Origin of the sequence: Paenibacillus sp. P13VS (assembly GCF_015143645.1) — a bacterium.
GTDB lineage: Bacteria > Bacillota > Bacilli > Paenibacillales > Paenibacillaceae > Paenibacillus > Paenibacillus xylanilyticus_A.
Window position 1 is genome coordinate 185,725 of sequence record NZ_WYEV01000005.1, and the last position, 24,361, is coordinate 210,085.

Here is a 24,361-nt window from a genome sequence, read left to right on the forward strand (position 1 = left end):
CCCCAAGCATTCAGCAATCTTCGGTATATCCCATTGTAGAGGATTTCGCGGCAAAAAGAAAACCCGCAGAACCTTACATTTTCGTCACCTGTTCCGAAGTACGAACACCCAGGACATGCCGCTCGATCCCGGCAAGGTCCGGAACAATGATAATTTCCGGCCAGTGTCCGGCGGATTCAAGCAATGCGGCGATGTCGCGAGCTTGTCCCTGACCGAGTTCAAAACCTATGACCTGCGGCGGCGCAGGCAGCAGTGCCAGCTGTTCCAGCATGACCCGGTACGGTGCCAGTCCGTCCGGACCGCCGTCCAGTGCCGTGCGCGGTTCATGATCGCGCACCTCAGGCTGCAGCCCGGCGATATCCGCCGCCGGGATATATGGCGGGTTGGACACCAGAATGTCCACCCGCACCCCTGCGAACGGGGCCAGCAGATCGCCTTCACGGAAGTCGATCTGTACCCCGTTCGCGGCCGCGTTCCGTGCGGCCACTTGCAGCGCCGCCGCCGAGATATCTCCGGCGCCGACCTGCCAGCGCGGGCGCTGCGAGGCGATCGTCACCGCGATCGCACCGCTGCCCGTGCCAATATCGACGGCGAGCGGAGCGCCGCCGGGAAACACGCGGTCGGCTTCGCGCAGCACAGCCTCGACCAGCAGCTCCGTCTCCGGCCGCGGAATCAGCACGGCCGGCGTGACCTCAAACGGCAGCCCATAGAATTCCTGGCTGCCGATGATATACTGCGCCGGCTCACCCGCAGCCTTGCGCGTGACGGCGTCCTCCCAGCGGCTGCGCAGCTCGCTGGGGAAGGGCTCCGGCTGCATCATGTAATACGCGGCGCCATAGACGCCGAGTACATGCTCCAGCAGCAGCCGGGCATTATTCTGCGGCTCGTACACGCCGCTCTTTTCCAAAAAAGAGGAAGCCTCCACGAAGGCTTCCCGACAGCTCTGTTCCGGCGTCATCACAAACTGCGCGCGGGTCACAGCATTATTCTCCTCTATCCATCATCTCCGTCTGCTCGGCAATCGTCAGCGCAGACAGGATTTCTTCAATCTCTCCGTTCATGACCTGATCCAATTTGTGCATGGTCAGACCAATGCGGTGATCGGTTACACGGCTTTGCGGGAAGTTGTACGTACGAATCCGCTCACTGCGGTCCCCTGTACCCACTTTACTCTTACGTTCCCCAGCAATTTTCGCTTCTTCTTCCTGGCGCATCATATCGAAGATCCGGGTACGCAATACTTGCAGCGCTTTTTCCTTGTTCGAGTTCTGCGATTTACCATCCTGACATGTCGCTACGATTCCGGTTGGAACGTGCGTTACCCGTACAGCAGATTTCGTTGTGTTAACCGACTGTCCGCCGGCACCGCTGGAACAGAACGTATCCACGCGAATGTCTTTGTCATGAATTTCAATATCGAAATCTTCAGCTTCTGGCATAACGGCAACCGTTGAAGTAGAAGTATGAATCCGTCCACCTGATTCGGTTGTCGGGATACGTTGTACACGGTGTGCACCACTCTCGTACTTCATTTTGCTGTATGCACCGCGGCCGTTGATGAGGAAAATAACCTCTTTGAATCCGCCGACATCATTCGTATTGGCATCCATCAATTCCACGCGCCAGCCTTGATTGTCGGCATAACGTGTGTACATGCGGTATAGATCCGCTGCAAACAATGCCGCTTCATCTCCACCCGCTGCTCCGCGAATTTCCACGATGACGTTTTTGTCGTCATTCGGGTCTTTCGGCAGCATGAGAACACGAATCAGTTCGTCCAGCTCTTTCTGACGGGCGCTGAGTTCTTCGATTTCCATTTTGACCATTTCACGCATCTCGTCATCCAGCTTCTCGCCTTGCATTTCTTTTGCTGCTTCGAGATCCTGACTCACCTGTTTGTACTCATTGTATGCTTCGTACGTCGGCTGCAGATCGGATTGCTCTTTGGAATACTCACGCAGCTTTTTGTTATCGCTTGCCACATCCGGGTCACAGAGCAGCTCGCTAAGCTTGTCATAACGGTCCGCCAATGCCTGTAATTTATCCAACATATATAGTCACCTCACGATTTATTTTTGGTAATGCGCTGCACGTCTTCTCTGGGCAGACGCTCCATGTTCATTATTTATATCATCTATTTTCATAACGCATAGGTTCTCAGTTCAACCGAAACCTGACCGTAACATTCATTAATGACCGACGCAACATCGCTACAACGTCATCAAATCCTTTACTTTTAAGTTATATAAAAGAACCCATGTACCTTACGCGGAGCTCTGCTTAAGTCTTACAAAAAGCGAGCTAAATTAACCTAGGTACACGACTCTTAATTATAGCATATTCTTCTCAACCTGAACAGATGCTTTTCCATCTGCCTACAGGTTCGCTTTAGATTATGGCATAAGTGACAATGGGCTTTATTCCATTATGTTACAATGTAACATCAACTACAACAAGCCATCTTCAAGCTGCTCAAGCACCAGGCTCCACCAGGATTTTTCATTCGATAAACTACCCGGATCCTGTTCGGCAAAGAATGCCCGGAGTTCGCTTATGGCCTCTTTCCGGCCGGAACCATGAATCTTTTTCTTTCCAGGTATGAGCTCTCCCCTTTGAAAAGCTGCCAGCTTGGCTTGGGCTTCTTCGAGTGTCATCACACTGGGCTCATGCACTTCCGAGAAATTCTCAATGAATTGAGCGTAACGCTGGAGAAATTCAAGAAACCGAAGCAGACTGGTGTTGATCAGCCCGTATTCCCCTGACGATGCATCTACCGAGTAAACTGCGCCCGTTCCTGTCTCCACACCGAGCAAGGCTGCCGTTTCCTCCCATTCATATCCGATCGGCAGAAGCGTAATGCAGCCACCTTCATGCTGTACTTGAATCAAGCCTCGTTCCGGCATGGACCGAAAATGGACACCCAGCAGATCGTTACCCTCATCGCGTAACTGAGGTAATCCCTTAACAAGAAGCAGATCACTAATCTCTTTCGGTAAATGCATCGCTCTCACATAGGCTTCATCATATGGAATACGAGTTACTGCATCCTCCATTGTCCATCCTCCCCCATGCCCTTTTCCTCTATTATATCCACACCGCGCAAACAATCCAGTATAAGCAGAACAAGCGGGTCGCCATCACAAGTCCTTCCCTGCTGTTCTCACCTACTCCCTCTAATCTGCCACTCTACCTTCATTCCAAATAAAAACCCTGCCATCTTCGGAGAAGACAGCAGGGCTGTTCATGTCTATCATGTACTGCTTGAATTGGTTATAAAATTATACGTTGAAACGGAAGTGCATAACATCTCCGTCATTGACAACATATTCTTTACCTTCCAAACGAAGCTGTCCGCGTTCTTTGGCACCGTTCATGGAACCAGCTGCAACCAGGTCTTCGTAGGAAACGACTTCTGCACGAATGAATCCGCGCTCGAAGTCCGTATGAATTACACCCGCTGCGCCCGGTGCTTTTGTACCCTTGCGGATCGTCCACGCACGAACTTCCTGTACACCTGCCGTGAAGTATGTGTACAGACCCAGCAGCTTGTAAGCAGCTTTGATCAACAGGTTCAGACCGGAATCCTCGATACCGAGCTCTTCCAGGAACATTTGTTTATCTTCGCCTTCCAGCTCGGAGATTTCTTCTTCGACTTTTGCACTGATCGGCACCACTTCTGCATTTTCAGCAGCCGCGAATTCTCTTACTTTTTGCACATAGGCATTGTTCGCCACATCACCGATCTCATCCTCGGCTACGTTAGCTGCGTACAGCACCGGCTTCAGGGTAAGCAGGTGCAGATCACGTACGATCAGACGCTCTTCGTCTGTCAATTCCATGCTGCGTGCCGGCTTATCTTCGTACAGAACTGCCTTCACTTTCTCCAGTACTTCCACTTCTTGAGCAGCCTGCTTGTTGCCGCCCTTCATGTTTTTCTTGGAGCGTTCGATTTTTTTCTCAACACTCTCGATATCCGCCAGGATCAGCTCCAGATTAATCGTCTGGATGTCGCTTACCGGGTCAATTTTGCCATCTACGTGAGTGATATTCTCATCAACAAAGCAGCGTACCACATGGACAATCGCATCCACTTCACGAATATGGGCAAGGAACTTGTTACCCAGACCTTCGCCTTTACTTGCGCCGCGTACAAGCCCTGCGATATCTACGAATTCAAACGCTGTAGGTACTGTCTTCTTCGGTACAACGAGTTCTGTCAATTTGTCCAAACGCTCGTCCGGTACTTCAACGATCCCCACGTTCGGGTCAATCGTACAGAACGGATAGTTTGCCGACTCGGCACCTGCTTGTGTAATTGCGTTAAACAGAGTGGATTTACCAACGTTAGGCAGGCCCACGATTCCAGCTTTCAAAGCCATGTATATGACAACTCCTCATTCATTACTTGTTCGGTATGGATAATCCTATACATTATATATGACAAACCCGGAGGCATCAAGGAACTTCGGGTTTCGTTTCTGCCTGGCTACCGTTTAAGTTCCTTGTACATCGTCAGATCCGTGATCTCGTACCCCATCTTGCGATACAAGCTGCTCGCCCGCACATTATGTCCAAACACATGCAAACCAATTCGATCCACCTGAAGACTGTGGGCCCTTTGTTCAAGTGCTTCCATCGTTTCGGTACCATACCCTTTGCCCCGATATGCTTCTTCCACAACAATATCGAGCAAGAAGGCTTCCTTACCCCGGCGATTGTCCGTAACGTTAAACCAGATGTACCCCACATTACCGTCCACTGGATGCACCAGGTTATAGATGTAGGCTCCAGGCGTATTCAGTCCTTCAGGCAAATAGCGATCATAAGATGCCTCAGCGAGCTCCTGCGCTTCTTCCTCCGCCCATGTCCCTGCTTCTACTTTCTCAACAGCAAAATCTGCAATGGAACGCTTACGAAAATCTGCAAATTCCTGTTCATTCATGGATACAAGCTCCATCGTATTCCCTCCCCGGTTCAAATTCCGTATTCGATTTTTCTAAGTCTTTATCTGAATGAAACAATTTATTATTCATCATACCTGAAGTGGAAAAAAATCTGCATAACTTTTATCAGACTTCCATTGTTTATTAACCATAACGAGAGGAGCAGATCTAAATGAACAGACGTCGCAAACGACCTTCAAGGAAAATCATCATTCTCTTGGCGGGTGTGGTTATCTTCATTGGGATCATTATAGGCATGGCGTATCCCACCATAGACCAATTCCGATCACTCAGGATCACCATCCATAATCAATCAGACTTCGATCTTACAAATGTTAATGCAAGCCTGGTCCAAGGTGAAGGCCCGGTTAACAGTGAAAGAGATGGCTCCGTGTACAAGCTGAAGAAGGATATTGCCAGCGGTAAAAAAGTAAAGTTCGCTCCTAGACTTAGTCCTTCCGGGGAATCATCCGTTCACCTGCAATTTACGGATAGCCAAGGGGAAATTCATACCAAAGTCGTCTGTGGTTATACGGAGTATCTATCCGGCAATACCTATGTCAACGTAACTAACGACAATATTACGGTAAAAGAAGAGTGTTGGTAATCCTTCTGTCTTTTTATAATAAAAAAGGGACTTCCCCAATGTCATCAGCATGAACATGACAGGATGCCCCTCTTCCGTATTAACGCCGCTCGACCAATCGCTCTGTCTGCTGCAAATCTTCGATTCGCCCGGCTCCGATACCGAACATGACCGTACGAAGTTCGAACTCCACCTGCTCGAGCCGCCCTTCCAGCGCTTCATCTGAAGCCACTGCGGATTCGAGCAGGGAACGGCCGAAACCGGCCAGGTCTGCACCCAGCGCAAGCGCTTTGGCTGCATCCACCCCATGATGAAGTCCGCCGCTGCCAATCAGTACTCCTTCTGGATTCAGTGCTCTGACTTCCCGGATGCACTCGGCAGTCGGAATGCCCCAATCGGCAAAAGCCTCGGCTGCTGCCCTGCGAACCGGGTTGTTGTTCCGGTATTTCTCCACCTGTACCCAGCTGGTGCCTCCTGCTCCGGCCACGTCGATAAATGCTGCACCTGCATCATACAGGCGCTGTGCTGTTATTCCATCAATGCCCCAGCCTACTTCCTTCACTCCAACGGGTACATCCAGCCTACGGCACAGATCTTCAATCCGGTTCAACAACCCGCTGAAGTCCGTATTGCCCTCCGGCTGGAAGATCTCCTGCAGACCGTTCAGATGCAGTACCAGCACATCCGCACCGGCGATCTCAACGGCACGCTGGAAGTCGGCCGTGTTGAAGCCGTAATTCAACTGCACTGCACCCAGGTTGGCAATCACCGGGATGTCAGGGGCCCAGCGCCGTACATCGAAGGTCGGCGCCAGTTCAGGTTGTTCCACTGCTGCCCGTATGGAACCTACTCCTAGCGCCCAGCCTCTGGCATTGGCCACGCGGGCAAGCCGCTCGTTAATGGCCCCGGTCGTTTGGCTTCCACCCGTCATTGAACTGATGAGCAGCGGTGTGCGAACCTCTTTTCCCAAGAACACCGTGTTCAGACTGACCTCATCAAAATTCAGTTCAGGCAGAGGGTTATGACGAAATACGTACCGCTCCATTCCGCTCGTGATCCCTTCTCCTGCCACATTCTCTTCCAGACAGAGGCGCACATGCTCCAGCTTCCGTTCCCCCGTAGCCACCTCGGGAAGCAGCCGCTTGCCGGCTCGCTCTTGTTCATTCATGATGAGACCTCCTTATGTGAGAAATTGTGCGGATGGACAGGGACCCCCTGCCGGTTCCGTTCAATTGAAATACTGCACTTGTTTGCTTATATTTGCTCATATGTAACGCACAATTCTGCATGTAAAAAAATTCCTATAGAGTCTTCGGTGATATCTTCCACGCATCAACTCTACCCAGTATACCGTTCCGGACATGCTAATGAAAGGGCGCACCCGTTCATCTCTGATGAATCATATGAGAACGGATGCAAGCTGCTCGCCCACCAGCTGCCCGGATAGCGTTACGATCGGCGTCCCGCCTCCCGGATGCGTCGTTCCACCCACGTACCATAACCCCTGTACATCCCTGCTTTTGTTTCCGGGGCGAGAGAAGGTCTGCCTCACTGAATTGGAGGATATCCCGTAGATCGACCCTTGATGCGCCAATGTATCGCGTTCAATATCCTGTGGCGTGTATCGTATTAATACATCGGATTGCCTTAATCCTGTAATTCCCCGCTCTGCAAGCTTATCTAGTACCAACTCGCCGTAGCGTTCGGTTTGCTCTTCCCAGTTCCATGCATCCGACAGATATGGGGCGTTCACCAATATAAACAGATTACTCGCTCCGGCCGGAGCCATACCTGCCTCCGAATAACCGGAATAACAGATATAGATGGTCGGATCCAGCGGCATCCTGCGTTCACGGAAAATATGTTCGAACTCCGGTTCATACCTATCCGGGAAAAAGACAGTATGGTGCAGCAGGGAGTCATACTGCTTCTGCACGCCAGCCAGTGTCACATAACCGGAAATGGACGGCTCATATTTGCGAATCCTGCCATCACTCATCTGCTTGCGATGTTCCGGTGCAAGCAGGAGACGGTTTACACTGAGCACATCCCCGTTGGCCACCACCTGATCGGCTTCATGGAATCCCTGATCCGTATCCACACCGATGACCTTGCCATGACGAACAATAATCTGCCGGACCTCGATGCCCGTCATGATCCGTACTCCTTTTTCCTCAGCAAGCTTCGCCATGGCTTTGATCAGCTCGTAGGTTCCGCCTTTTACACCATACACCCCTTCATCTGCTTCTACATGACCCATCATGGCGAAAATGGATGGTGCCTGATAAGGCGATGAGCCAACATAAGTCGCGTAACGACCGAACATCGCCAAGGTGTTGGGATGACTGAAATACGACCGCAGCAGCTGATTAAGCTTCACGGCCGGGCGCACGCGCAGCAAGCTGCGAAGCATCTGGAGATTGTACTTGTCTTTTGCGGTCAGCAGCAGTTTACCAAGAAAATGACGATCGGCTTCCGCATAAAGCGCTGCAGATTCATCCATGAATGCATCGTATCGCAGTGCATCTTCCGGACTGTATACTGCAATCTGTTCCTCCATCCATTCGCGCTTGCCGGACAGATCCACCACGGTACCGTCTGCAAATACATTGCGTGTTCGGGGCTCCAGCTCATACAGCTGGACGTAATCCTCCATTTTGGTACCTGCATGCTCAAAGACCGAGCGGAAGGTGGAAGGCATCGTAATCGTACTTGGACCGCGGTCAAAATGATATCCGTTTCGTTCCACTTGCTGCAGTTTGCCACCCACATGTGTCTGACGCTCCAGCATGGTTACCTGTATCCCTTGGGATGCAAGGCGAATGGCACAGGACAAGCCACCGAAGCCTGCGCCAATAATGACCACCTTTCTGCTCAACTATACCGCCTGCCTTTCCAAACGTATCCTTTTCCTGAGCGACCAGCCCGCCAGGATGCCATTCCAATACCAATCACGCAGGCCATGCTGACAGATTGCAGACATGCAAGCCACCAGGGTTGGCCTCCCGTTTGGTCTGCCACCCTTTTCACCCCCATGCCCAGCAGTGTGCCAATGAGTCCATACGTAATAGCTGCAGAGCTTCCTGACAGTAATCCGAACAGCAATCCAAGCGGAGGGACAAGGTACATTAGGGTATACATGACCAGGGTGCCCAGCAGGAGCACATCCCTGCGTCCCGTTCCTTCGTACATGTTCTTCTTATATCCGTTCCATACTTCGGTCCCATTCTGATACATCCGCGTGCTGACCAATTCATGCACATCCGCCAGCATAACCGGATGACCTGCACGCTTGACCGCCTTCGCCAGACTCATGTCATCCACCAGATCTCCCTGGATGGCTGCATGGCCACCGGAAGCTTCGTAGCTCGAACGATGAATCAGCAGGAAGGCTCCAGTCGCTGCTACAAATAGCGGACTTGATGATCTGCGTATCATGAAAATAGGAAGATGACTGATGATCGTGAATACCATCATCGGTACGACCAGCTTCTCCATCCAGGTCTTGGCCACCTGATAGGGAAACCCTGTCACCAGACCTCTTCCCAACTCACAGCCGGCAGCTACGGTCTGCCGAATAGCCTCTGGCTCAAGCCGTACATCCGCGTCAACGAACATAAACCACTCGCCTTTAGCCTCCTGAACCAGTTGGTGGCACGCATATGACTTGCCCATCCATCCAGCCGGCGGCTCTGCCCCATCAAGCAGTCGTACACGGGCATCCCGATTCGCAATCTCCTGAACCAAAGCCGCCGTTTCATCCTCGGAACGATCATTCAGTACCAGCACTTCCATCCGGTAGCCGGATGTGTTGCTTGCGAGCACACTCTCCAGGCATCCTTCAATATGTAGTCTTTCATTCCGAGCGGGAATCAGGACAGATACGAGCTTATCCTGGTGCAGCAGCCTGTCTGCAGGGAACGAACGAATTCCGGGAAGACAGGTCGCATTCCAGAGAGCAAAAATCAACTGCACACCGAGTGCAGTTGTCAATATGATCCATAATATTTCGGATGCACTCATGTTAACGGACCCCCCGCTTTCGTGCTGCATCGTATTTTTCACTTGTAGATCTTCCGTTACGAATCAGGGAAACTGCCCCCGGCAGACTCCCTTGTCCGATGCGAACCAGCTCAGACTTATGCTCGTCTAACTGTTGTTCCAGCACCCCGCCAAGTCTGGCTGCAATCTCTTCGCTCTTCCATACATGCCAGTCTTCCATTAGAGGCGCACCGGCGAGCATCGAAACCTCCGGCATATCATGCTGAACCATACCATGACACAGGGTCACAGGAACGGCTAGCGTCTGCGGGGAACGTCGAAGCAGTAAGCCGATGCCTGGGCGAAACCGAATGGGTCTTGCATCCTGATGCAGAATTTCACCCTGCGGAAAGATCCACACCCTTTTGCCGGATTGAAGCAGCCCTGTTGTGTACTGCATGGTCTTTCGGATCGCAGAAGCACTCTCCTTGTTGATGGAGTATGCGCCGAGCTTGCGAAAGAAGGCATACTGCTTCAGCTGCCTCTCTTCCATCATGACGTAATGGTCCCCCATTGAAGTACGGCGGGATGCATGATAGAGCAGCAATCCGTCCCACCAGGAGCTATGATTCATGAAATAGAGAACAGGCCGGTTCGGGTCAATGTTAGAGCCTGACACGCTGTCAAACTGTGGATCCAGTGTCCCCGATAGCGTGAACGAACGAAAGCGACGACGCAGCAAGTAATACTGATTGTATAAATAAAACATTCGGTTAAACGATTTTGACTTTGCGGCGGGGATCATAGAACCAGCTCCCTTCTGCTAGCAGCATGCCCACAAGCGCAATGATGAAACTGCCTGTGATGCCTTCTTTCCATGCGAGCAGACCGAATAGCAGGATGAACAGCTGGTAAAGCCACTTGGCCCGCAGCAGCGAACTGCGGTCAGCAGGCATGGCTGGAAGAAAGAGCGACAGGAACGCACCCATAATGAACCAACTGATGTAATTGGTCCAAGGGACGCCATAGAAGCCACCGGGGGCTTCCCAATGCCAGAAACCTCTGGCGTGCGCAACCGGATCCAGTACCAGATCCAGCAAAATGGCCCAGAAGCCGGTCTTGATTGCCCGAATCAGCTTGCCCTTCCAGGTCGAACCCCCGCCGCTTAACAGTGCAGAATTCCCGACGACGGCAATCCAGGCAAATCCCAGGGTAATCGGCACACTGAACAAGTGAACGCCGAAGAAGTCTGAATAGCCATATTCACCAAAGGGCCAATTCGTATGGACACCAATCCACTCTATTCCCATGCCACCCAGCCACAGAATGGCAGAAGACACCCACAGTCCTGGCTTCTTCCATATGACTGACTGGTCGGACATTCCATTTCTTCTTCGTCCCTGATAGATCAGTTCCACGACATAAAGTGCATAGAACACCAGAAACAGTCCGTTGGAAAATGATAATTGTTCAGGTACTCCAATGGTTAGCATTAGCGTGGCGCCAATGATGTACCATGCCCAATACAGACCCTGAATCATCAGGAGACCGCCGTACGGGAAGCCTGATAGGCGAGTACCGGATAACGTTTCACAATGGCTCCAAGCATCTCCAATTTCAGCTCATCGGTCACAAATGCCCGTTTGTTATACACGTCATAATCGTTACGTTCTACCGCATGCAGTATGGTGGAGTAGAAGGCTGCCGCCAGTTCAATGGCAAATGCACTTTCTGTAGGATAGGTCTCCAGCCGATCCATGCCAAGACGGAACCATTCGAGTGCTGAGGCTTTCAATTCCTGAATGATGGCTACAAACCGTTCGTCCACAATACCATCTGCCCAATCCTGTTCGGAGTACCCATGCTTTTCCATGATTTCGAGCGGAACATAACGGCGCGCTCTTGCCCGATCTTCCCCCACGTCACGAATAATGTTGACGATCTGCATGCCCTTGCCAAGAGCAATGCCGTTTACAGCCACTTCGGCACCATTGTCATCACGCAGCACAGGAAGCAGCATCTCCCCTACCGTTCCTGCTACAAGATAGCAGTAATGTTCCAGATCCTTCATCGTTGCATAATGAGTTACCTCCAGATCGGTCATCTGTCCATCCATCTGCCGGAAGAAAGGTCCTTTGTCCAGGTGGGGGAAGTTCGAGAATAACCATCTCAGTGCAGGCCAGATAAAATGACCTTCCGCCTCTTCCAGGTATTCAAAATGATCCCGAATCTCATGTATGGTATACATCGACTTCTCTGGTTCATCCACGCTGTCATCAATGATGCGGCAGAACGCATAGATCACATATACCGCTTCACGGCGCGGACTGGGCAAACCTCTGAAAGCCTGATAAAAAGAAGAAGATCCCTTCTGCATCAACTCTTCGCACCTGTTCAAAATCATTTCATTCATGTTCCCATCTCCTTCATGAGTAGATTGACGGCCATGCGTGCACTTTGCATTACGATTGGAACGCCACCGCCTGGATGCACCGATGCTCCTGCTGCGTACAATCCGCGTATCGTCGGAAACGGCTTCGGCTGCGGCCGATACACGCCTGATTGAAACAGAATTGGTGCAATACCGAAGCTTCCACCGCCGTAGAGTCCATCTCGCTCGGCATCTGCGGGTGTGCGTACTTTTTTCCATCTGATTGCTTCACGAAGTCCAGGGAAACCGCGTTGTTCTGCCTCCTCCAGCACCCGTTCTACCAGAGCCTCACTTTCTCTGGACCAGTCCACACCTTCTGCGTCTGGCACCGGAACAAGGAAATACAATACACTTTGACCGGCTGGCGCAGCGGAATCATCTACAGCTACCGGGTTAAATACATAAAATGAAGGCTGTTCAGGAATACGGCGCTGATTGAATACTTCCCGCAAGCTTCCATCAAGACTGGGTGGCAGGAAAAATTGATGCGTCGTTGCATCTTCCCAGGTCTTGTCGACCCCAACATAAATCAACACACAACCAGATGAGGGACGATAGGGTTTCTTTTTGCGCACTGCTTCCGGTATGCCGCCCAGTAGACCCGTCAGATGAGGGAAATCGCCATTATAGATAACTGCGTCCACATCTTCCGAACCTGCGGCTGTTTCAATACCTCGGCAAACTCCTTGTTCAATACGCAGTCCCGTTACTTCCGTATTCAGCACAACACGCCCTCCACGTGCGATCAGTTCGGATTCCAGAATCCCCGGTAATGCAGCATATCCGCCCTTCACCATCCAGATTCCATATTCATGCTCTGCATAAGGAAGAAGGGAATAGATTCCCGGAGTCCCGAACGGCGAACCGCCAATATACAGACTCTGAAGTGAATAGGCATCAACCAGTTCCTCATGATGAAAATAATCTCCCACAGCTTTACGTACGCTTTTGTGTGCACGAAGCCTGCCCATCAGGGACATGAGAGACGGTGTGAAGAAATCCCTTTTCCGCGGAAAAGCTCTTTCCAGGAAAGCCGACCGTCCTGCCGGGAACAGGGTATCCATGTCCTTCATGAATCTTGTGAATCCCCCGCTCTCTCCCGGGAATAAACGCTCGATCTCGTCAGCCTGCTGACCGCGATCCGTCATCTTGGTCATGACACGTCCGCTGCTGTAGTGAACCCTGTATAACGGATCACAGCGGAGCAGCTCCACTTTGGAGCGATCCACGCCAGCCTCTTCCAGAATGCCATGCAGCATGTCGGGCAGAAGTACGATGGTTGGACCCTGGTCAATCCGATATTCCCCGTTCTGCTCATAGCCGATGCGTCCGCCTACCCGGGAACCCCGTTCGTAAACGGTGACGTCCCAGCCCTGCCGGTTCAGCAGCAGTGCCGAGGTCAGCCCGCCAATGCCTGCTCCTACAATGGCTGCCCGCTTCATGAATGACCTCCAGCTTCAGCAGTCTTCACATAGGAAGACCGGTTCGAGCGGGTTTTGGCATCCTCTTCCTGGATCAGCCTGACACTAATTCGAGCAGACTCAAATATCGTAGGCAGTCCGCTGCCCGGATGGGTTCCACCGCCGACCAGCCATACCCCTTTAAGTTCTTCGAACTGGTTATGCGGACGCAGATACATCATCTGACCCAGATTGTGAGCCATGTTAAATGTCGCACCGCGGTACACATCCAGTTCATTTTCCCAGTCAAGCGGGGTAAACATCATGGACTCTTCAATGCGGCTCCGAATGTCTGCGAGCTCCGGAATCACTTCAAGCCGCTTCATCATCGCCTCGCGTACATTCTCCCGTTCCACATCCCAATCAATGTCCCCTGTAAGGTTCGGCGAGGGCATAAGCACATATAATGCAGATTTTCCTGCAGGTGCGAGTGTCGAATCGAGCTTGGAAGGGTTATGAATATATAGAGACGGGTCAGCGGACAACACTTTGTGCTTCGTGATCTCATCCACGTTCAATCGGTAATCTTCAGGAAAGTAGATCGAGTGATGCGGCAGATCAATCTCTCCGTCTACTCCCAGATAGAGCATTGCAGTAGAGCAGGAGTACTTCTTGCGTTTCATTTTTTCCGGCGTATATTTCTTAAGCACACCCGGTTCGAACAGATGATTCACCGCATGGGCAAAGTCTGCATTAACGACCACGTGATCCGCTTCAATGCGTTCTCCGTTCTCAAGCAGCAGGCCCTCCGCACGGCCATTGTTCACGATAACCTTCTTCACCGGGCAGGATGTATGTATACGTCCACCATATTCATTTACAATGTCAGCCATGCCCTGGAATACGCGATTTACACCGCCAATCGGATGAAACAGCCCATAATGGTGCTCAATGAATGACAGAATCGTGAATGTACCCGGACAATCCCAGGCAGACATGCCCAAATATTTGGATTGAAACGTAAAGGCCCAGCGCAAACGCTCGTCAGTAAAATAACGGGACAGGATGCCATAGACGGTATTGTTCACGTCCAGCTTCGGGAGAGCCGTTAGCGCATCCTTGCGCAGATAATCTGTCAGCTTGCCGAAAGGCCGGCGCAGCAAAGGCATGACTTTACCAAACTTGACTTCCTCATCCTGCATGAACCTCAGGTAATGTTCTTCGTTACCAGGGAACAATTTCTTGATCTGAGCAGCCGTATCTTCACGATTACGGGAAGGGGTGAACACCTTATCGCCGAAGTTCAGGGCATACAAGGGGGTCAGTTCCTTCAGCTCCACGTAATCGGACAGTTTGCGTCCTACCAACTCGAACATCTCTTCAAGCAGCCCGGGCATCATCAGAAACGTCGCGCCCCGGTCGAATCGGTATTCTCCGAGCTCCAGCCTGGCAGAGCGTCCACCAATGACCGGTTGTTTCTCATAAACGTCCACTTCATATCCCTGACCGGACAATAACATGGCCGCTGCAAGCCCGCCTGGACCCGCGCCAATTATAGCCGCACGTTTACGTTGCTGATTAGATATCATGCCACTCACCTTTCTTATGGTCCAAAACGCACTTATACCATTCTTAGTCTATTATTAAACCATTGAAGTATCACCGAAGCGGATTATAGCCAAAACGTTATACAAATATAATACAAATATTATACGAGCTTGTAAACATAAATATGACTCATGGGTCAAATAACTGCAAAAATGATCGTTAATATCAAGAAAAGACACCCCCTGACGCACTTGCGTCAAAGGATGCCTTTTCAATTATAACCAACACATTATTATGGGATAACATTCGCTCGTTAAACTCTTCGTCAGAGACAGTAATCGTCCGATGAACGGCTGCTTATCCCTGTGTTCGGGTTGGATTGTCTGTCAGATACTCGCGCTCAAGCCATGCCTGCCAGTCTGATGAATCCTCCGGCATGATCCACTCCGGATAAGCTGCATTCTCATTGCGCTCATAACCCTTGCCTCCAAGGATAAAGCGCATATGCGGAAACTCGGTCATAATGCGATCGACAAGCCGGTCACTCTGCTCGCTTAAGGCTGGGTTCGTAATGGAGAGACAGACCAGTTTGATCTTTTGCTCCCGGATTATGGGAAATACCCCTTCCTCGGGAGTATTGGCACCAAGATATAATACTTCGGCTCCATTTTTGCGCATAAACAACGAGAACAGCAGCAGTCCCACCTGATGATGCTCCCCCTCCGGACAGAGTGCCAGAACTTTGGGCAGATGCGGATAGATCGGGAACAGATGGAAAAACTGGTAGAACCGCTGTGAGATCAGCTGGGTCATAAAATGCTCCTGTGCGACTGATGCTCTGCCCTGCTCCCATGCATCCCCCACACGAATGAGAATAGGTACAAGCACATGGTAAAACATCGAATCATATCCATACATGGTAAACCCAAAATCAATCAAACCGTTGGCACGTTCACCTTGGAAATGGTAGAGCGAGTCGTATATCTGATCGGCCATGCGTAAGTAGGCCTCTTCCATTGTGGGAACAGGCGCAGTAAGTGGGGCCGGAATGACCGCTTCTGGCGGTGCTGCTTTATTTTCTTTTAACATGCGTACGGCTTCTGATATGTTGGTCTGATGCTGTTCAACCTGCTCCTTCAGCCAACGCAAATCTTCAACATTTTCATCCGTGTACAACCGATAACCCGATTCCGTCCGTTCAGGGGTTACCGCACTGTACCGATTCTCCCAAGCCCGGAGCGTAACCGTTGGAATGTCCAGCATGGCAGCGACTTGTTTGATGGAATACACTTGATTACCTACTCTCTTTTCTGAAATATCCCGACCGTCAATAGGTTAACGAATACTTCCTCCGCCCTTGTCAGGTATATGGAAATCCCAACATTCTACAAAAATAATACACTCATTATACACAACGGCCACACAACTGTCGATTGCATTCAGGCAAATCACATTTGGATAAAATACATTTCTCACTGTCCTTACGCAGCCTGCGTCAATGCTCATGACAGAGTGGTAATAGTAGTCAGCACGTTTACAGAAAGGGGATATGCCGTTGTTTAATACAAGGCGCTCATCATCAGAACACCAAACATCCAGACGTCGTTTTCCATACATACGAACAGCTCTTGGACTCCTTATTCTATGGCTTGTGGCCGTCATGTTATATCAAACCTATAAACCACTGCCCGCTGGCATTTCCTACGAAAGCCCAGAATATCGCGTAGACGAGGTCGCATTCCTTCATGATCTCACCTATCCGTCCGAAGACGGGCAGATGGAACACGAGCAGCAGATTTTTCAGCGCATGCTGCAGATTGTGGAGGAGGCGGAGCAATTTGTTGTGGTGGATATGTTCCTGTTCAACAACTATCAGCATAAGGGTCAGCACTTTCCGCCGGTTAGCGTAGAATTCACAGATGCTCTGGTCGCCAAAAAAAAGCAGCATCCGAACATGCAGATTCTGTTCATTACGGATGAAGTGAACACCAATTATAATTCGGCACCTAATGAACTGCTCGAACGAATGAAGCAGGCTGGCATTGAAGTTGTGATTACCAATGTGGATCCGCTCCGGGATTCGACGCCCGTATACTCGGCTGTGTGGCGTACGTTCTTCCAATGGTTTGGCCAGTCGGGAGATGGCTGGATTCCGAATCTGATGGCAAGCGATGGCCCGGACGTTACGATGCGCTCTTACCTTAAGCTGCTTAATGTAAAGGCCAATCACCGCAAGGTGGTGGTCAGTGAGAAAAAGGCAATTGTCTCCTCCGGCAACATCCATGATGCTAGTGCCTACCACTCCAATGTGGGGTTTGAAGTTACAGGACCCGTCATTGGAGATATCCTTCAATCGGAACAAGCCGTACTGGACATATCAGGGGGAGGTCAAGTTCCTTCCTACACAGCTCCTTCCACCGATCCAAACCAAGGCGATCTGCGCATCCGCTATCTGACCGAAGGAAAAGTGAATGATGCTGTACTGCATGAGATCAATCTGACGGAAAAAGGGGATACCTTATGGCTGGGCATGTTCTACATTGCTTCTCCAAAAGTACTGGACGCATTGCTTGATGCTTCCAAACGGTATGTAGATATCCGGCTTGTGCTTGATCCAAACGAGAATGCATTTGGTCAGGAGAAAATCGGTATCCCGAATCGGCCTGTAGCCGCCGAGCTGCATGATAAATCGGATGGCAAGATCCAAATCCGCTGGTACAACACAACCAAGGAGCAGTATCACACCAAAATGTTGTATATTTCCAAAGCCACCGGGGATCATATCGTGCTTGGTGGCTCAACCAACCTTACGCCCCGAAACATGAATGACTATAATCTTGAAAATGAACTATGGGTCGCTGCGCCTGCGGATAATGAGTTCAGTCGCAATGTGGCGGATTATTTTGAACTTGTGTGGAATAATGAGGATGCCGAGTTCACTCTGAACCTGGACGAATTCCAGGAGAAAACCACTTTCCTGAAGGGAATCCTCTATAAACTGCAGCTCATACTGGGATTTACTACGTTCTAAGCTGCCCTGAGCTGTATATTGGTCGCCTGTGAAATTTCTGCAGGCGGCTTTTTTGAATGGACTTGACATCTGATGTAAAATATGAAAATATGGTCTCCTAACGACCGTTAGGAAGGTGAATAAAATGACAGCACAATCCATACGTAATGCGGCCTTGTTCCACTTTGCCAGAGATGGATATGAAGGGGCATCCCTTCGGGCTATTGCTGACGATGTAGGAATTAAGAAACCATCCATATATGCTCATTTCAGCGGCAAGGAAGACTTGTTCCTCCAGGCACTGGCTCATGCTTTTCAAGAAGTAAAACGCCATACATTGGAATATTTCCGCGATCATGCCGAACTTCCCCTGGAAGACAGACTCAAGGGAGTGTTTCCCTGGTTCGAACAGGAATATAACGCCAGCCCTTCAACACGCTTGATGCTGCGCATGTCCTACTTCCCCCCTCCCGGACTGTACAACGAAGTCATGGACATCGCGCATCCATTTCTTGATGGCATGGAGCGATCACTGAACCGGCTCCTGCAGCGAGCGGTACGTCATGGAGAATTACCTTCCATTCCAACGGAACAAGCTGCCATTGCCTTTATGACCTCTCTCGACGGGATTACCGTGGAAATCATTTATGGGAGCTCACGTCGGTACAATAGACGTCTTGAGGCGGCATGGCCTGTCTTTTGGCATGGCATTCATCATTTGAACGAAGAGGCACAGAAGATCGTGCCGGAAGGAGAAGCATCATCATGAACCGCAACTGGTTATACGTATTTATCGGAGGCATCATCGAAATTGTCTGGGTAAGCGGACTGAAGCATGCCTCCAATCTATGGGAATGGGCGCTGACCGCTGCAGCTATTATCATCAGCTTCGCCCTGATCATCGCAGCCTCCAAGAGATTGCCGGTGGGCACGGTCTATGCCGTATTTACCGGAATCGGTACCGCAGGCACCGTGCTGGCGGAAATGCTGCTGTTCGGGGAGCCATTCCGTCTGGCCAAAATCCTGCTGATCGGACTGCTGCTCTGCGGCGTAATCGGACTGAAGCTCGTGACGGATCAACAAGAAGAAGCGAAAGAAGGTGTGGCATAATGGCATGGTTAGCAATTGTAGGCGCAGGCATCTGCGAGATTTTCGGCGTAATTGGAATCAATGGCGCTTCGACCAAAAAGGGCTGGCCTTATATCGTGCTAATGCTCATTTCCTTTGTATTCAGCTTCTCACTGCTGTCCTATGCGATGACCTCCATTCCGATGGGCACCGCTTACGCTGTCTGGACGGGCATTGGTACAGTCGGCAGCACACTTACGGGCATGTTCCTGTTCGGTGAGCGCAAGGAGGCCACAAGGCTGCTGTTCATTGCCATGATTCTGGTGGCTGCAGTCGGATTGAAGCTGATTACGTAAAGATTGTATTCATTTTGTAAAAACTAGGGCGACTTCCATCTGGAAGTCGTCTTTTTGGTATATCATGTAAATAGGCATATGTACTCTGTGAATGTGGAAAGGATGACTGGTATGAAGAAATGGTTGGTCCGTCTCAGCTCGCTTGCAGGCTATTCATTCCTAGCCCTCCTGGCTGCATTTTACCTGGCCGCACTGACAGTCATCATTATTCTGGCCATACATGCCTTCGGGAATGGAGCATAGTTCTTTACACGTTCTTACGTTTATCCACGGCAATGCTCACTTCCACCTCTCTCTCCTCCTTGAAAAACCGAACTGCTCTGATTGTTTAAATTTCCAATTCCCTCCCATTTGAATTCGCCCTTCCACTTCGTTTATACTTGTTTTGACCCTGAAGTCAATTCAAGAACTCATAAGTTCCGCAGATGAGGTGAAGGTATCGTAAATGAATCCAATTCATGAAATGAATGAGAAGAAAAAACTCATTATAACGACAGCTCTCAAGCTGTTTTCTGCCAAAGGTAGTGCTGCAACGTCCATGCAGGAAATTGCGGAGCTATGCGGCATGTCCAAGGGAAGCCTCTACCTGATTTTCAAATCCAAAGAGGAATTGGAAGCCAGTACGATGGAGTACTGCATCTATACCCTGCTGGATGAAATGTCACAGATTGAACATGAGGCTGGCCTCACATCACGAGAACGTCTGCACAAGCAGATTGAGACGCTGCTTCTTCATGTATCCGAATTAAAAGAATTCCTTCGGGTGCAGCTGCGCAGCATGATGATGGATGATGAGCAGCAGCATCCCAGCAGAAAATGCGACCCGCATCACAGGGATATGGAGATCCGAACCCTGCACTGGTTCAAGGATAAGCTGGAGGATCTGTACGGTCCCGAGATTGAGCCATATACTGTGGATCTTATTTTGCTGACGCACGGCCTTTTCCTGTCCTACATCAAGATCTGGTTTACGGAGATGCCTTCCCTTACCGTATCCAAAATGGCCACGAATCTGCTGCAAACGATGGATTATGCAGCGTACGGTTTGCTGGATCAGCGACCTGAGCCTTTGATTAGCTTGGAAAACTGGCCGGCATGGACCAGCGAATCCAAAACGGATTCCACCATGATGCGTCACCCCATTCACATCATCAAACAGATGCAGGATATCGTAACTACCGATCTGTCTGCAGGACAATCCCGAAACGATGCGCTAGAAACCATCGCCATTCTCAAGCAGGAAATGATGGAATTCACGCCGCGCCGGGCGATTATCCTGGGCATGATGCACAACCTGGAGAACATTCCAGCCATCGAATCGTTGCACTCCGAGCTTCAGCATATTCTGGATGCCATGTATAGCCGGTTCATCCAGGCTGACTCGTCAAACAAATAGAAACAGGGAGAACAGAGAGGAGAAGAGACCATCGTATGAAAGGAATCATTAATTTTTCACTGAACAACAAGTTTGCGATCTGGATTCTGACCATCATCATTTCCTTCGCTGGTTTGTACAGCGGACTGACGATGAAACAGGAAACCATCCCAAACATCAATGTGCCATTTCTAAGTGTCACGGCGATTGATCCCGGAGCGGCTCCAGAAGGTATCGTAGAGGATGTGACCAAGCCGCTGGAACAGACTCTGCGCAATGTGGAGGGAATCAAGACACTCACTTCCACATCCATGGAGAATGCGGCTTCCATCACACTGGAATTTGATTATGGAACAGATCTGAACAATGCTACTGCAGCTGTTCGCGAGGCGCTAAATGAAGTGCAGCTTCCGGACGGTGTACAGAAACCGACCATATCCAAATTCAGCATCAATTCATTCCCGGTTGTCTCACTGAGCTTGTCCGATAAGGATGGCGGAGATCTGGAGCAGTTGACCAGACTCGTTGAATCCGATATTCAGCCTGCACTCGAAGATATCGACGGTGTAGCCCAAGTTCAGGTTTCCGGTCAGTATGTCAAGGAAGTTCAACTGAAGTTCAACCAGGACAAAATGAATGAACTCGGCCTGACAGAAGATACCGTTAACGGCATCGTTCAAGGTTCCTCTGTCCGCGTTCCACTCGGATTGTTCGAACTGGACGAAGCACAAAAAGCCGTTGTGGTTGATGGTAACATCATTGATCTCGATGACCTGAAGAACCTTGCCATTCCTGTGGTACCTAGCGGCGCAGGTGCAGCAGCAGATCCATCTGCTCAAGCAGGCGGTGCTGCAGGCCAAGCAACAGCTCCGGATGCCGCACAGGGATCGACCCCGTCTGCCGCACCATCCGCGGGTGGAAATGCAAGTGCAGGCAGTGCTTCCGATGCAGCCAATGCCGCAGGAATTCCTACGGTGAAATTAAGCGAGATCGCGAACATTGAGGTTATCGGTCAGGCCGAATCCATTTCACGGACAGATGGCATGGAGTCCATCGGTATCTCCATCGTGAAATCTAATGACGCCAATACCGTGGATGTCGTGAATGCCGTTAAAGACAAAGCGGAGGAATTGCAGTCGCAATTCAAAAATGCCCAACTGACGGTATTGCTTGACCAAGGTAAGCCGATTCAGGATTCCGTCAATACGATGCTTGGCAAAGCGGTCTTTGGTGCCCTGTTTGCCATCCTGATCATCCTGTTGTTCCTGCGCAATATTCGTTCAACCATTATCTCGATTATCTCGATCCCGCTCTCCTTGCTCATGGCATTGACTGCGCTCCTGCTCATGGACATTACACTGAACATGATGACTCTGGGCGCCATGACCGTTGCCATTGGACGGGTCGTGGATGACTCGATTGTTGTTATCGAGAACATTTATCGCAGATTGACCCTTAAGGGAGAGAAACTGAAAGGCCGTGAACTGATCCGGGAAGCAACTCGTGAAATGTTCATTCCGATCCTCTCTTCCACCATTGTAACCATCGCCGTGTTCCTGCCACTGGCACTCGTTAGCGGTATGGTAGGCGAGCTCTTCATGCCATTTGCATTAACCATGGTATTCGCGCTGCTGGCATCCTTGCTCGTGGCTATCACCATCGTTCCGATGCTGGCTCATACCCTGTTCCGCAAAGGCCTGAAGAACAAGCAAAATCATGAGGAAAAACCAGGGAAGATGGCTGAGGGTTACAAACGCCTGCTGAACTGGACACTTTCGCACAAAATCATTACCGTCGGCATCGCCGTTGTCTTGCTCGTCGGCAGTTTGTTCCTGTATCCGTTCATCGGTGCAAGCTTCTTGCCAGAACAGCAGGACAAATATGTGACGATCACGTACAGCCCGGAAACCGGCTCCCTGCGTGAGGACGTTGAAAAAGAAGCGCTTGCTGCTGAAAAATATTTGCTGAAGCAGCCTGGCCTAGAGAAAATGCAGTATTCCATCGGCGGCAGCAATCCACTGAGCAGCATGGGTGGAGGAAGCTCGAACTCGGCACTCTTCTATATCGAATACAATGAAGATACCAAAGATTTCAGCCAAGTGAAGGAACAGCTTGTAGAAGGTTTGCGTAAAGAAGTTCCCGTAGGTACCTGGAGTGAGCTGGATATGTCCGGCGGTCTGGGAGGCAGCAGCCTGAGCATCTCCATCTACGGCGACAATGTGGAACAGCTTAAGCCTGTCACGGATGAAGTGTTCAAGCTGGTTGAAGCAGATACCGAAAACTTCGAAAAAGCTGACACCACACTCTCTGACACGTATGGTCAATATACCCTCGTTGCAGATCAGGAAAAGTTGAGCTCGCTCGGTCTGACTGCAGGACAGTTGGCTATGGCACTGAGCCCTGTACAGGAACGCCCGGTGCTGACGGAAGTGGATATTGATAACAAAACCTATAAAGTGTATGTCGAGACAGATCAGAAGACATTCGACAGCATCACTGACATTGAAAATGAGACCGTGACTTCTCCGCTCGGCATCCAAGTACCGATCAAGGATGTTGCAAACGTTGAAGAAGGCACTTCTCCGAACTCGATCATGCGCATTGACGGCAAAGTCGTTGCACAAGTTTCGGCTACCATCCTGGCTTCCGATGTGCAGAAGGCTTCACAAACCCTGCAGGATAACATCGACAAGCTGGACCTGCCCGATGGCGTTGAGGTGAAATTTGGCGGTACAACCGAGCAGATCAATGACACCTTTACCCAGCTCGGTCTTGCCATGCTGGCAGCCATCGCCATTGTATACTTTGTACTTGTCGTTACATTTGGCGGCGGTCTCGCACCATTCGCCATCCTGTTCTCCCTGCCGTTTACCGTTATTGGTATCATGGTAGGTCTGTTCCTGGCTGGCGGCACCATTGACGTCTCTGCCATGATGGGTGGACTGATGCTGATCGGGATCGTAGTTACCAATGCCATCGTCCTGATCGACCGTGTCATTCACATGGAGAAGGACGGCATGTCTACGCGTGAAGCCTTGCTTGAAGCAGGGGCAACACGTCTGCGTCCAATCCTGATGACTGCTCTTGCAACAATCGGCGCTTTGCTGCCACTCGTTACTGGACTGGAAGAAAGTGCGGGAATTATCTCGAAAGGCTTGGGTATTACCGTTATCGGCGGTCTGATCAGCTCTACGCTGCTCACCCTGGTTATTGTGCCGATCGTGTATGAATTCCTGATGAAATTCAAGAAGAAAAGAATCGAAGATTAAGCTGCTCAATTGAATTTCGGTTCATAAAGAGCAATACGGAATTATAAAAAACCTCCTGGTTCTCCATTGGAATGATTGACCATTTCAATGAGATCAGGAGGTTTTTTGGTTTGACCATTAAGGGGCACCTTCCCTAAATGTTAGGTAAAACGACACTAATCTGAACCTGGATTATTCCAGATTACAAAAAAAGGAGTCTAGTTTGTGATGTAAAACAAATCAGCGTTAGATTTCAGCCCATCACCGGTAAACAGACTTATAATATAGCTTAATTATGTAAGTTAACGGATTTTAGACAGGTCATCCAGCTCGTACATCACAACATAACAGACGCTCTTCAGAAACCTGCATCATGAGGCGGGATTGCAATCGGCATGCAATTGGGGAAGGACGG

The 24,361-nt window shown here is 50.4% G+C and carries 22 protein-coding genes; 8 read left to right on the forward strand and 14 right to left on the reverse strand.

All coding sequences use genetic code 11. The features are described 5' to 3' along the window. Positions 1–73 precede the first annotated feature (73 nt). The 5 genes from prmC to GUA98_RS14645 all read right to left on the reverse strand — a co-directional run bounded on the left by prmC (position 74) and on the right by GUA98_RS14645 (position 4,957). Entirely contained in the window at positions 74–958 is an 885-nt protein-coding gene (prmC, locus tag GUA98_RS14625; protein WP_193723718.1) for a peptide chain release factor N(5)-glutamine methyltransferase, read from the reverse strand. Positions 959–983: 25 nt separating this feature from the next. After that, the gene (gene prfA, locus GUA98_RS14630; protein WP_095291198.1) at positions 984–2,051 is read right to left on the reverse strand and encodes a peptide chain release factor 1; all 1,068 of its coding nucleotides are present in this window, start codon (positions 2,049–2,051) and stop codon (positions 984–986) included. 396 nt (positions 2,052–2,447) lie between these two features. After that, positions 2,448–3,053: an SUKH-4 family immunity protein gene (locus GUA98_RS14635; RefSeq protein ID WP_193723541.1), complete on the reverse strand. Its 606-nt coding sequence runs from the start codon at positions 3,051–3,053 to the stop codon at positions 2,448–2,450. Between the two features lie 225 nt (positions 3,054–3,278). Beyond that, entirely contained in the window at positions 3,279–4,379 is a 1,101-nt protein-coding gene (gene ychF / locus GUA98_RS14640) for a redox-regulated ATPase YchF (protein WP_127537255.1), read from the reverse strand. A gap of 107 nt (positions 4,380–4,486) precedes the next feature. Beyond that, complete coding sequence (locus tag GUA98_RS14645) at positions 4,487–4,957, reverse strand: GNAT family N-acetyltransferase (RefSeq protein ID WP_193723542.1); 471 nt, start codon at positions 4,955–4,957, stop codon at positions 4,487–4,489. A 158-nt stretch (positions 4,958–5,115) separates the two neighbouring features. Here GUA98_RS14645 and GUA98_RS14650 point away from each other — a divergent pair, with 158 nt between their 5' ends. Further along, positions 5,116–5,550 carry a hypothetical protein gene (locus GUA98_RS14650; protein WP_193723543.1) on the forward strand — a complete coding sequence of 145 codons (435 nt, stop codon included), beginning with the start codon at positions 5,116–5,118 and terminating at the stop codon, positions 5,548–5,550. Between the two features lie 79 nt (positions 5,551–5,629). Here the strand turns inward: GUA98_RS14650 and fni are convergent, their stop codons facing one another. The 9 genes from fni to GUA98_RS14695 form a co-directional block, all read right to left on the reverse strand. Further along, positions 5,630–6,697 (reverse strand): type 2 isopentenyl-diphosphate Delta-isomerase, encoded by a 1,068-nt coding sequence (gene fni, locus GUA98_RS14655; RefSeq protein WP_193723544.1) that lies wholly within the window; start codon positions 6,695–6,697, stop codon positions 5,630–5,632. A 231-nt stretch (positions 6,698–6,928) separates the two neighbouring features. After that, positions 6,929–8,407 carry a phytoene desaturase family protein gene (locus GUA98_RS14660; protein WP_193723545.1) on the reverse strand — a complete coding sequence of 493 codons (1,479 nt, stop codon included), beginning with the start codon at positions 8,405–8,407 and terminating at the stop codon, positions 6,929–6,931. Beyond that, entirely contained in the window at positions 8,404–9,552 is a 1,149-nt protein-coding gene (locus tag GUA98_RS14665) for a glycosyltransferase (RefSeq protein WP_193723546.1), read from the reverse strand. The genes GUA98_RS14660 and GUA98_RS14665 overlap by 4 nt, the downstream gene beginning before the upstream one ends. 1 nt (position 9,553) lies before the next feature. Further along, positions 9,554–10,315, reverse strand: coding sequence for a lysophospholipid acyltransferase family protein (locus tag GUA98_RS14670; RefSeq protein WP_193723547.1), 762 nt, complete (start codon positions 10,313–10,315; stop codon positions 9,554–9,556). Beyond that, entirely contained in the window at positions 10,284–11,051 is a 768-nt protein-coding gene (locus GUA98_RS14675; RefSeq protein ID WP_193723548.1) for a carotenoid biosynthesis protein, read from the reverse strand. The genes GUA98_RS14670 and GUA98_RS14675 overlap by 32 nt, the downstream gene beginning before the upstream one ends. Continuing rightward, entirely contained in the window at positions 11,051–11,923 is an 873-nt protein-coding gene (locus GUA98_RS14680) for a phytoene/squalene synthase family protein (protein ID WP_193723549.1), read from the reverse strand. Before GUA98_RS14680 ends, GUA98_RS14675 begins: the two co-directional genes overlap by 1 nt. Beyond that, positions 11,920–13,383, reverse strand: a complete 1,464-nt coding sequence (locus GUA98_RS14685) for a phytoene desaturase family protein (RefSeq protein WP_193723550.1) — start codon at positions 13,381–13,383, stop codon at positions 11,920–11,922. Before GUA98_RS14685 ends, GUA98_RS14680 begins: the two co-directional genes overlap by 4 nt. Continuing rightward, the gene (locus GUA98_RS14690; protein WP_193723551.1) at positions 13,380–14,930 is read right to left on the reverse strand and encodes a phytoene desaturase family protein; all 1,551 of its coding nucleotides are present in this window, start codon (positions 14,928–14,930) and stop codon (positions 13,380–13,382) included. The genes GUA98_RS14685 and GUA98_RS14690 overlap by 4 nt, the downstream gene beginning before the upstream one ends. Positions 14,931–15,246: 316 nt before the next feature. Further along, on the reverse strand, positions 15,247–16,179 hold the full coding sequence (locus GUA98_RS14695) for a MerR family transcriptional regulator (RefSeq protein ID WP_193723552.1): 933 nt from the start codon (positions 16,177–16,179) through the stop codon (positions 15,247–15,249). A 265-nt stretch (positions 16,180–16,444) separates the two neighbouring features. Between GUA98_RS14695 and GUA98_RS14700 the strand changes: the two genes are divergently transcribed. The 7 genes from GUA98_RS14700 to GUA98_RS14725 all read left to right on the forward strand — a co-directional run bounded on the left by GUA98_RS14700 (position 16,445) and on the right by GUA98_RS14725 (position 23,967). Beyond that, positions 16,445–17,920: a phospholipase D family protein gene (locus tag GUA98_RS14700; protein WP_415753027.1), complete on the forward strand. Its 1,476-nt coding sequence runs from the start codon at positions 16,445–16,447 to the stop codon at positions 17,918–17,920. 124 nt (positions 17,921–18,044) lie between these two features. Then, positions 18,045–18,668, forward strand: coding sequence for a TetR/AcrR family transcriptional regulator (locus GUA98_RS14705; RefSeq protein ID WP_193723554.1), 624 nt, complete (start codon positions 18,045–18,047; stop codon positions 18,666–18,668). Continuing rightward, positions 18,665–19,009 carry a DMT family transporter gene (locus GUA98_RS14710; RefSeq protein WP_110758598.1) on the forward strand — a complete coding sequence of 115 codons (345 nt, stop codon included), beginning with the start codon at positions 18,665–18,667 and terminating at the stop codon, positions 19,007–19,009. Before GUA98_RS14705 ends, GUA98_RS14710 begins: the two co-directional genes overlap by 4 nt. Then, positions 19,009–19,323 carry a DMT family transporter gene (locus GUA98_RS14715; RefSeq protein WP_193723555.1) on the forward strand — a complete coding sequence of 105 codons (315 nt, stop codon included), beginning with the start codon at positions 19,009–19,011 and terminating at the stop codon, positions 19,321–19,323. The genes GUA98_RS14710 and GUA98_RS14715 overlap by 1 nt, the downstream gene beginning before the upstream one ends. 111 nt (positions 19,324–19,434) lie before the next feature. Continuing rightward, positions 19,435–19,566: a hypothetical protein gene (locus GUA98_RS29980; protein WP_265333591.1), complete on the forward strand. Its 132-nt coding sequence runs from the start codon at positions 19,435–19,437 to the stop codon at positions 19,564–19,566. Positions 19,567–19,768: 202 nt separating this feature from the next. Beyond that, a complete protein-coding gene (locus GUA98_RS14720) occupies positions 19,769–20,719 on the forward strand; it encodes a TetR/AcrR family transcriptional regulator (RefSeq protein ID WP_193723556.1) in 951 nt (316 codons plus the stop codon). Positions 20,720–20,754: 35 nt separating this feature from the next. Further along, positions 20,755–23,967, forward strand: coding sequence for an efflux RND transporter permease subunit (locus GUA98_RS14725; protein WP_193723557.1), 3,213 nt, complete (start codon positions 20,755–20,757; stop codon positions 23,965–23,967). Positions 23,968–24,361: the final 394 nt, after the last annotated feature.

Excerpts from the sequence above, each read along its gene's own strand:
- prmC (WP_193723718.1), bottom strand. The coding sequence starts at position 958 with ATGACGCCGGAACAGAGCTGTCGGGAAGCCTTCGTGGAGGCTTCCTCT.
- prfA (WP_095291198.1), bottom strand. The coding sequence starts at position 2,051 with ATGTTGGATAAATTACAGGCATTGGCGGACCGTTATGACAAGCTTAGC.
- GUA98_RS14635 (WP_193723541.1), bottom strand. The coding sequence starts at position 3,053 with ATGGAGGATGCAGTAACTCGTATTCCATATGATGAAGCCTATGTGAGA.
- ychF (WP_127537255.1), bottom strand. The coding sequence starts at position 4,379 with ATGGCTTTGAAAGCTGGAATCGTGGGCCTGCCTAACGTTGGTAAATCC.
- GUA98_RS14645 (WP_193723542.1), bottom strand. The coding sequence starts at position 4,957 with ATGGAGCTTGTATCCATGAATGAACAGGAATTTGCAGATTTTCGTAAG.
- GUA98_RS14650 (WP_193723543.1), top strand. The coding sequence starts at position 5,116 with ATGAACAGACGTCGCAAACGACCTTCAAGGAAAATCATCATTCTCTTG.
- fni (WP_193723544.1), bottom strand. The coding sequence starts at position 6,697 with ATGAATGAACAAGAGCGAGCCGGCAAGCGGCTGCTTCCCGAGGTGGCT.
- GUA98_RS14665 (WP_193723546.1), bottom strand. The coding sequence starts at position 9,552 with ATGAGTGCATCCGAAATATTATGGATCATATTGACAACTGCACTCGGT.
- GUA98_RS14670 (WP_193723547.1), bottom strand. The coding sequence starts at position 10,315 with ATGATCCCCGCCGCAAAGTCAAAATCGTTTAACCGAATGTTTTATTTA.
- GUA98_RS14675 (WP_193723548.1), bottom strand. The coding sequence starts at position 11,051 with ATGATTCAGGGTCTGTATTGGGCATGGTACATCATTGGCGCCACGCTA.
- GUA98_RS14680 (WP_193723549.1), bottom strand. The coding sequence starts at position 11,923 with ATGAATGAAATGATTTTGAACAGGTGCGAAGAGTTGATGCAGAAGGGA.
- GUA98_RS14685 (WP_193723550.1), bottom strand. The coding sequence starts at position 13,383 with ATGAAGCGGGCAGCCATTGTAGGAGCAGGCATTGGCGGGCTGACCTCG.
- GUA98_RS14690 (WP_193723551.1), bottom strand. The coding sequence starts at position 14,930 with ATGATATCTAATCAGCAACGTAAACGTGCGGCTATAATTGGCGCGGGT.
- GUA98_RS14705 (WP_193723554.1), top strand. The coding sequence starts at position 18,045 with ATGACAGCACAATCCATACGTAATGCGGCCTTGTTCCACTTTGCCAGA.
- GUA98_RS14710 (WP_110758598.1), top strand. The coding sequence starts at position 18,665 with ATGAACCGCAACTGGTTATACGTATTTATCGGAGGCATCATCGAAATT.
- GUA98_RS14715 (WP_193723555.1), top strand. The coding sequence starts at position 19,009 with ATGGCATGGTTAGCAATTGTAGGCGCAGGCATCTGCGAGATTTTCGGC.
- GUA98_RS29980 (WP_265333591.1), top strand. The coding sequence starts at position 19,435 with ATGAAGAAATGGTTGGTCCGTCTCAGCTCGCTTGCAGGCTATTCATTC.
- GUA98_RS14720 (WP_193723556.1), top strand. The coding sequence starts at position 19,769 with ATGAATCCAATTCATGAAATGAATGAGAAGAAAAAACTCATTATAACG.
- GUA98_RS14725 (WP_193723557.1), top strand. The coding sequence starts at position 20,755 with ATGAAAGGAATCATTAATTTTTCACTGAACAACAAGTTTGCGATCTGG.